The sequence below is a fragment of the Falsochrobactrum shanghaiense genome (genome assembly GCF_003149535.1).
Classification (GTDB): Bacteria; Pseudomonadota; Alphaproteobacteria; order Rhizobiales; family Rhizobiaceae; genus Brucella; species Brucella shanghaiense.
On sequence record NZ_QGDB01000034.1, the window covers coordinates 1 to 811 of the forward strand.

Genomic DNA, 811 nt, shown 5'->3' on the forward strand with positions numbered 1-811 from the left:
GGGCATTGCCAAGTTGTTTGAAGCGGGTCGCAATATAATAGCGATCCGGCGGCTATGCGTTCATTTCAGCAGTGTAGTCACGCCATAATGCAAATGCGTCAGTGCGTGCATGTCGGTATGAGATGGCGGTGAGATTGTAACGGCAAGGACGGAAGATGGTGTTGATTTGATCGTGGGCCGATAAGAACCGTTGCGCCTGACGCAGCGATTTGAACCGCCCCATGATTTTCTCACGTTTTCGAGTTAGACTGTGTGAATTTTCAATTCTGTTGTTCAAACCTTTATGAGCACGATGATCGGCATTGGGCGCGATAGTCTGTATCGGCTTTACATAGCTGCCCAGCTTGTCCGTTACGACGACGCGGGGCTGGCCGAATTGCCTGACGAGCCTTGAGAAGAAGCGTTTGGCGGCTTTTGTATTACGGCGCGCTTGAACCAGTATGTCGAGAACGTCGCCGTCCGTATCGATTGCTCGCCAGAGCCAGAATTTCTTTCCACCGATGGTGATGACGGCTTCATCCATGTGCCACTTGTTTTTCGGCCTTGGCCGCTCTTTGCGAATGCAATTGGCAAAATGGCAGCCGAAGCGATTAATCCAAAGTCGAACCGTTTCCCGGCTGACAATCACGCCTCGCTCGGCAAGCAGATCTTCCACATCGGCGGTGCTCAGTGCAAACCGATGATAGGCCCAAACCGCATAAGCGACAATCTCACGCGGAAATCGAAACCCCTTCAGCCGGGGAAATGAACTCGGTAATTGCATGCCACATCAATATCGGAAACGACAAGCTAAAACAACTTGGCAATGCCG

Annotated in this window: 1 protein-coding gene; it reads right to left on the reverse strand. The window is 51.7% G+C overall.

Annotated features, from left to right (window positions below):
- Window positions 1-52: 52 nt before the first annotated feature.
- Window positions 53-763: an IS6 family transposase gene (locus tag DKP76_RS18885; protein WP_109708179.1), complete on the reverse strand. Its 711-nt coding sequence runs from the start codon at window positions 761-763 to the stop codon at window positions 53-55.
- Between the last annotated feature and the right edge of the window lie 48 nt (window positions 764-811).

Excerpts from the sequence above, each read along its gene's own strand:
- DKP76_RS18885 (WP_109708179.1), bottom strand. The coding sequence starts at position 763 with ATGCAATTACCGAGTTCATTTCCCCGGCTGAAGGGGTTTCGATTTCCG.